The organism is uncultured Fenollaria sp., assembly GCF_934202865.1.
In the GTDB taxonomy this organism is placed as follows: domain Bacteria; phylum Bacillota; class Clostridia; order Tissierellales; family Peptoniphilaceae; genus Fenollaria.
Genome location: NZ_CAKPYL010000061.1, coordinates 1 through 6602, shown reverse-complemented (window position 1 = coordinate 6602; position 6602 = coordinate 1). Strand labels below are relative to the sequence as shown.

Genomic DNA, 6602 nt, shown 5'->3' with positions numbered 1-6602 from the left:
CACCTAGTATATCAGACGATTGTAACATGCCGGGGTTATTTCCTGGCATAAATAACATTGTTCTATAGTTCATTTTGACTCCTTTCGATTGCAGTTCTCATTCTTGCTCTGATAGTAAAGTCTAAAGCGCCTTTATCTTCAATAACAATATTTGCTTTAGTAACGCCTTCTTCATCAAGAACTTCGTTTATTGCCTTCAAAATCTTATCACCATATTGTTCTTTAACTACTGAATTTAATGTGATTTCTAATTTATCTGAAGGTTCTATCATAATCATTATATCGTTTGATTCAAGCGAGCCTGCTTTAGCAGCTTTACTTATTACTCGTTCTTTTCTTTCCATTCTAAATACTCCTTCTTACCTTCTATATATAGATCTTTACCTGTAGAGTCAACTATAACAGTAGCTGGGAATTTTTCTACAGTTATCTCTCTTAAAGCTTCAGCTCCTAAATCTTCATAAGCAATTATCTTTGCAGTTTTAATTCTATCAGCTATGATGGCAGCAGCTCCGCCTATAGCAGCAAAATAGCAAGCACCGCATTCTTTTATTTTTTCTTTAACATTGTCATCTCTTTTGCCTTTGCCTATCATGCCCATAACACCTGCGTCCATCATTTGTGGCGCATATGGGTCCATTCTATAGCTTGTAGTAGGTCCAGCTGAGCCTATAACTCTACCAGGTTTTGCTGGCGATGGTCCTACATAGTAGATACAAGCTCCCTTTGGGTCAAATGGTAGTTCTTTTCCTTCATTAAGAAGATCAACTAGTCTTTTGTGAGCAGCATCTCTTGCTGTATATATAGTGCCTGTAATTAATACATTATCTCCTGCTTTTAAATCCTTAAGCGCTTCTCTTGTAAATGGTGTTTTAATTTCTATAGCCATAGTAATATCCCCCTTTATAATGAAATAACTTTATGTCTAGCAGCGTGACATTGAATGTTAACAGCTACTGGTAGGCCAGCTATGTGTGTTGGATGAGTTTCGATAAATACTCTTAATGCTGTTGTCTTGCCGCCAAAACCTTGAGGTCCTATGCCTAGTTCGTTTATCTTTTCTAGCAATTCTTTTTCTAAATCTGCATAGAATGGATCTTTGTTATAATCATTTATATCTCTCATAAGTGATTTTTTTGCCATGATACAAGATTTTTCAAAGTCTCCACCGATACCTACGCCTACTATGATAGGTGGACATGGGTTTGGTCCTGCAGCTTCAACTGATTCAAGTATAAATTTCTTAACGCCTTCAAGTCCATCTGCAGGTTTAAGCATTTTTTGCTTAGACATATTTTCTGAGCCAAAGCCCTTTGCTGCGAAAGATATTTCAAATACATCTCCTTCAACTAATTCATAGTGAATGATAGCTGGAGTGTTATCTTTTGTATTAACTCTGTTTATAGGGTCCTTAACAACTGATTTTCTTAAGTAACCTTCTGTATATGCTTCTCTAACCGCTTCGTTTATAGCATCACTTATAGATCCATCTACATGAACATCTTGACCAAGCTTAACAAAACAGATAACCATACCAGTGTCTTGACACATTGGAACGCTATCTCTTTCGGCTAGATTGTCATTATCTATAATTGTTGTGATAGTTTCTTTAGCTAGTGGCCACTTTTCTTTATCTCTTAGTTCAACAAGTCTATCCATTACATCTTTTGGAAGAACTGAAGCTATCTCCAAAAGACCTTCTTTTAATTTTTTAGTGATATCACTACTTTTTACTTCTCTCAAAATTATAACCCCCTATGTATATTATGAAAGTAGCAATAAAATATTGCTACTTTCAATGAAAAATATTATCTGTTATTAACTAGTGCAACTACTCTGTTCATTTCGTTATTAACGATCATGATACCTTCGTCAACACCCATACCTGGTTTAGCTAATTGTTGGTCAGCTCCTGTAGCCATAGAAATATTTACTAAAACTTCTGCAGATCTGTTAGTTTCGTTGCAAGTACCACCGCAGTAAGCTCCTACGTGGTGATCTTTACAATACTTAACAGCTTCAATAGTGTTATTGATACCGCCTAAGTCTGGAGTCTTGATTTGAATCATGTGTCCAGCACCGTTATCTACGAAGTAAACAACATCTTCATAAGTGTTGCACCATTCGTCAGCAACTAATTCTACGTGAATGTTTTCTTCATCAAGCTTCTTAGTTAAGTCTCTAAGAACTTCCATTTGTCTAGTTCTTTCACCCATATCCATAGGTCCTTCTATTCTAAGCTTGAATGGTTTTGCTGCTTCTTCTAGAGTCTTTAAGTATTCAGCCATCTTATCAACGTCGTTATTAAATGCATCGCCTATAGTTCCATATACGTCGATGTGGAAGATTGGGCTATATGATTCATTGTGTCTGTGTTCAATAATTCTGTTTCTTAACCAAACAACATAGTCTCTTAAAAGTTCACCGTTCTTACCAGTTTTTTCTTCAACGTTGTTGAATAGACCGTGTGGTAATACGTCAGCTTCTTTTATAATCATCTTATCAGCGTTTAGGTATCTGTCGTCACCTGATTGAGCAAAGATAGGTACTCTCTTGATTTCAACGCCAGTGTTGTATTCTTTCTTAACTACTTCAGCCATAGTTACTTTGTTAGTCTTAGCAACTGCATCAAGTATAGCTTGAGTGATACCATATCTGATTGCTGTATGAAGTCTCTTGCCATCTACTTGCATGTGGTCGAATTCTTCAGCCATTTCCTTGAATGTAGTTATTTCTCTACCTTCTAGTTTAGGTGCAATGTTTTTATTGATAAATTCAATAAAATCTTCAGCTAAGAAAAGTGGGTCTCTTCCACCTGCTCCTGAGTATTGAACAGCTGCGCAGTCACCGTGAGCAACTTGTCCGTCTTCAAGAACAAACATAACTGAGATTGATTCTCCTGATTGTCTTATAGCTTTAAATCCTGGAGTAACTGGATCTCCTAAGTAGAACATACCATCGTGTTTTGCTCCTAATTTGATAGCCTTTTGGTCATCAAAGTAAAAACCTGTTTTACCTGCTGAGCAGATAACTTTTTTAATTTTCATAATCAAGTCTCCTTTTTATATATTAATTATTTTTTGGTCTACCGATTAATTTACCGAAGCCAACTGCAAATATATCATCAGTTGTCATATCGAAGCTTACTGGACGTCCTTCAAATTTTGCTCTTTCTTCAAGTTTTTCTCTGTTTATATCTAGTATATCTTTTGTGAATGGTAAATTACCTGTAAATAAGTATCTAACAGCACCGTTATTATCTCTTGCTGGCATCATCTTACCTGCATTATACTTAGATGGAGCGAATGGTACGTCCATAACGCCTTGAGCAAAGCCTTCAACAGTACCAACTGCTAAGTCACCCTTACCTAATTCAAATAATTTTTCAATTATACATCTTGTTTCAGCTTTAATTAAGTCGATTTCAGCTCTTAGTTCTTTACCTTCTGGAAGCAATTGTCCTTCAGTCATATTTAGAACCATCTTAGTAGCTCTAATACCTTCAGCGTTTGCTTCCTTAGTAGGGATACCTATAGCTTCGTGAGGTGTCTTAACAATAACCTTTGTAGCTCCAGCTAATGAACCAGTTGCTGCACCCCAAGAAATAACGCCAAATGCCTTAGCTTCATCTTGAGGGAAACCACCCATCCATTGGTGGAATACTGTAGTTATTAAAACTTCATTATAGCCATATTTCTTTAAGTATTCATTTACTTGTTCTTCAAGTGATCTGATTGCTGCAACGTCTTGAATTAAGTTACCGCATTGACCATAACCAACTGTAATGTTCTTTACGCCTTGTTCAGCTGCAAGTAGTGCTTCAACTATAGCAACAGCGTTTGATGTTGATGGTGGACAAAGTGTACCAGTTAATGGTCCAAATGGTTCTCTGTTTATATGAACTCCATTTTCTTCGTAGAAACCAACTAATCTGTCGCAGTATTGCCAATCATGTAAGCATCTATCTATCGGTACTGATTTTGCATAAGGAACGTTATAACTTATAGCACCGCCCTCGTTTGATGTAAATCCACCTGCGTGAATTATTTCAGCAAGTAGTCTTGAGTCTGGTGTACCGTGTCTTGCTTGAAGTGGTTTTGAAACTGCATCATAAACCATTCTACAGCCTTTAACGCCGTGGTTAACAGCTGGGAAGCCATTCAATAAAGATCTTCCTGCCTTTAATGATTCTTTTATACCTACCTCACATTCATCGTATCTATTTTGTCTTGTATATGAGTCAATTGTTGATGGAAGTAAGTCTGCTCCACCTTGTTCTGTTAAGAATGTTAATAGTTCGATGTGCTTATCAATAAGTGCAACACCAGCTCTTGGTTGTGCTAATGTTTTACCCTCTCTTTTTGCCTTTGCCATTACATCAGCAAAGTTCTTTTCTTCAGGAATTTTCTTTAAAAAGTCAATTGCTTCTTGCGAATCAACTTCAGCTCCTGTGGGCCATTGTTTAAGAACTTTCTCACGCTCAGCGAAAAATTCTTCATCAGTCCATCTTTTATTTTCTACTTTCATAGCTTCCCCCTATATAACTATATATTTCTTCATCATTCTAACTGCCATGTTCTTATCGACCATTGTTAGTAAACCCATAGCAGATAGAATATAATTTTTATCTACTGAAAATTCAGGATATCTTGGCTTTAATGAGTTTAAGTCTTCATTATCATAAAGACCAGCTTTTAGTATTTCTTCTGGGTGTTCTGAATTTACCAGTATACCTCCAGTACCTATCATAAGGTTAAGCTCGGTTAAGTCCTTACCTATCTGTTGATACATTGTTCCTAGAGGTGAATAAACAGCTTCTACATAGCCGCAATGTCTTTTCATTGATATATCTACACAAATCTTTGCCATCATTTCATCGAATTTAATTTCTTTCTCATCGGTGAAAACTAAATCAGTGTGATCGTATCTTCTTTTGAATTCTTCTTCTACATCATAATCACTGATATCTAAGTACTTCTTAATCATTCTCATTCCAGCCGCTTCATATATACTTTCGGCTGAGTATCTCATACCTAAGTCGCCTTCAACAGTTCTCTTTGAAATAGGTTCTTCCAAACCTCTGTAAATTACTCCAGGTTTAGAAGGTGCACCATCAGCTATTGAGTGAATATCTGTTGTTGCTCCACCTATATCAACTACGACTAAGTCACCAACGCCATCTTCATCAGGTGTTCCTAAGCTAAGTGCTTCGGCTGCCTTTAAATCAGCTTGTGGTGTAGGCATTAGTATGCCTGAGATATCATCTTCTATATGAGTCATGCCTTTAGCTTTTGTGATTCTTTCCATAAATATGTCTCTGATTGTTTCTCTTGCAGGATTAACATTGATTTCATTTAGTTTAGGCATAACATTTTCAGTAAGTCTGTACTCAATCTTATCTTTAAATACTTTTTCAATATCATCGTAGCTGCTCTTGTTACCCGCAACAACAACTGGCTTTGTAATACCAAAGTCAGCAATCAATTGAGCGTTATGCAAAATTACTTCAGTGTTGCCTCCGTCAGTTCCACCTGCTAGAAGAATCATATCAGCATTTGAATCTCTAAGCTCTTCTATCTCATGATTGTTCATCTTGTATGAATATGTCTTAATAACTCTAGCTCCTGCTCCTAAGGCTGCTCTCTTAGCTGCTTCTGCAGTAAGATCAGGCACTAGGCCTATGGCTGCTATTTTTAAGCCGCCAGCTGCTGAAGAGCACGCAAGCTTCTTAACTATGTCTATATCGCCATCTACTTTTGACATAAGATCATTATAAGCTTTGTGATATCCGTTCGCTACATCTGTTTCAACAGTTGTGTAGCTCTTTGCTGTTGCAATAATTTCTTCTTTTTCGATATCTATTAGAGTTAATTTTGTAAATGTGCTTCCAAAATCAATAAAAAGATATGCTTTCATCTAATCAATTCCCAAGTCTTTTTTCATGTCTGCAATTGTTACGTCAGGACTTGTTCCTGGTGGATAAACCCTGTTAAAGCCCATAGCTTTAAATCTAGGTTCAACTTCTTCCCACTTTTGTTTACCAACAACGATGTTGCCACCAACATATAGTGGAATGTCTTTTAGACCTGCTTCATCGCATGCTTCTCTCATTCCCTTACAGTCAATTTCTCCTTGACCATATAATGATGATACACATATAAGGTCAGCGTTAGTTTCAACTGCTGCGTTGATGAAGTCTTCTTGAGGTGATAAAACACCTATGTTAACTACATTGAAGCCAGCATTTGTAAAAGCATGGTCCAATATAGTTAAGCCAACTGCGTGACAATCTGATCCGATTACCCCTAGGACGATTGTCTTACCATTTTTTTCTTTCATAGTACTCCTCCTATTTGAATTATATACTCATTTTACCACATGTATTGATAATTTTAAAGAGCAAAAATTGATTTTTCATGTGTAAATATAAGCAATGAATAAAACTAATCTTAGTTTTCAAAATATGTCATATATGCAATAAATATTGATATATTTTTAATAATTATGCAATTAATAATTTTTTACTTGCAAATAATAATTGTTAAATTTTTGTCATAATTATCTAAAAGATTTTATTATTCTCTTTAAATAGTCTTCGTCAG

General features: G+C 36.0%; 7 protein-coding genes. All 7 read right to left on the bottom strand.

Features of this window, described 5'->3' with window-relative positions; all coding sequences use genetic code 11:
- Window positions 1–62: 62 nt before the first annotated feature.
- Window positions 63–344 (bottom strand): citrate lyase acyl carrier protein, encoded by a 282-nt coding sequence (gene citD / locus Q0E71_RS06135; RefSeq protein WP_294797045.1) that lies wholly within the window; start codon window positions 342–344, stop codon window positions 63–65.
- Window positions 323–889, bottom strand: a complete 567-nt coding sequence (locus tag Q0E71_RS06130; protein WP_294797043.1) for a Fe-S-containing hydro-lyase — start codon at window positions 887–889, stop codon at window positions 323–325. The genes citD and Q0E71_RS06130 overlap by 22 nt, the downstream gene beginning before the upstream one ends.
- 14 nt (window positions 890–903) lie before the next feature.
- Complete coding sequence (locus Q0E71_RS06125) at window positions 904–1743, bottom strand: fumarate hydratase (RefSeq protein WP_294797041.1); 840 nt, start codon at window positions 1741–1743, stop codon at window positions 904–906.
- Between the two features lie 65 nt (window positions 1744–1808).
- The gene (locus tag Q0E71_RS06120; protein ID WP_294797039.1) at window positions 1809–3047 is read right to left on the bottom strand and encodes a methylaspartate ammonia-lyase; all 1239 of its coding nucleotides are present in this window, start codon (window positions 3045–3047) and stop codon (window positions 1809–1811) included.
- Window positions 3048–3069: 22 nt separating this feature from the next.
- Window positions 3070–4527 carry a methylaspartate mutase subunit E gene (locus Q0E71_RS06115; RefSeq protein WP_294797037.1) on the bottom strand — a complete coding sequence of 486 codons (1458 nt, stop codon included), beginning with the start codon at window positions 4525–4527 and terminating at the stop codon, window positions 3070–3072.
- Window positions 4528–4536: 9 nt separating this feature from the next.
- Window positions 4537–5916, bottom strand: a complete 1380-nt coding sequence (gene glmL / locus Q0E71_RS06110) for a methylaspartate mutase accessory protein GlmL (protein WP_294797035.1) — start codon at window positions 5914–5916, stop codon at window positions 4537–4539.
- Complete coding sequence (gene glmS / locus Q0E71_RS06105; RefSeq protein WP_058260382.1) at window positions 5917–6339, bottom strand: methylaspartate mutase subunit S; 423 nt, start codon at window positions 6337–6339, stop codon at window positions 5917–5919.
- Window positions 6340–6602: the final 263 nt, after the last annotated feature.

Bases quoted from the DNA above. Each gene is read 5' to 3' on its own strand.
- citD (WP_294797045.1), bottom strand. From the start codon at position 344: ATGGAAAGAAAAGAACGAGTAATAAGTAAAGCTGCTAAAGCAGGCTCG.
- Q0E71_RS06130 (WP_294797043.1), bottom strand. From the start codon at position 889: ATGGCTATAGAAATTAAAACACCATTTACAAGAGAAGCGCTTAAGGAT.
- Q0E71_RS06120 (WP_294797039.1), bottom strand. From the start codon at position 3,047: ATGAAAATTAAAAAAGTTATCTGCTCAGCAGGTAAAACAGGTTTTTAC.
- Q0E71_RS06115 (WP_294797037.1), bottom strand. From the start codon at position 4,527: ATGAAAGTAGAAAATAAAAGATGGACTGATGAAGAATTTTTCGCTGAG.
- glmL (WP_294797035.1), bottom strand. From the start codon at position 5,916: ATGAAAGCATATCTTTTTATTGATTTTGGAAGCACATTTACAAAATTA.
- glmS (WP_058260382.1), bottom strand. From the start codon at position 6,339: ATGAAAGAAAAAAATGGTAAGACAATCGTCCTAGGGGTAATCGGATCA.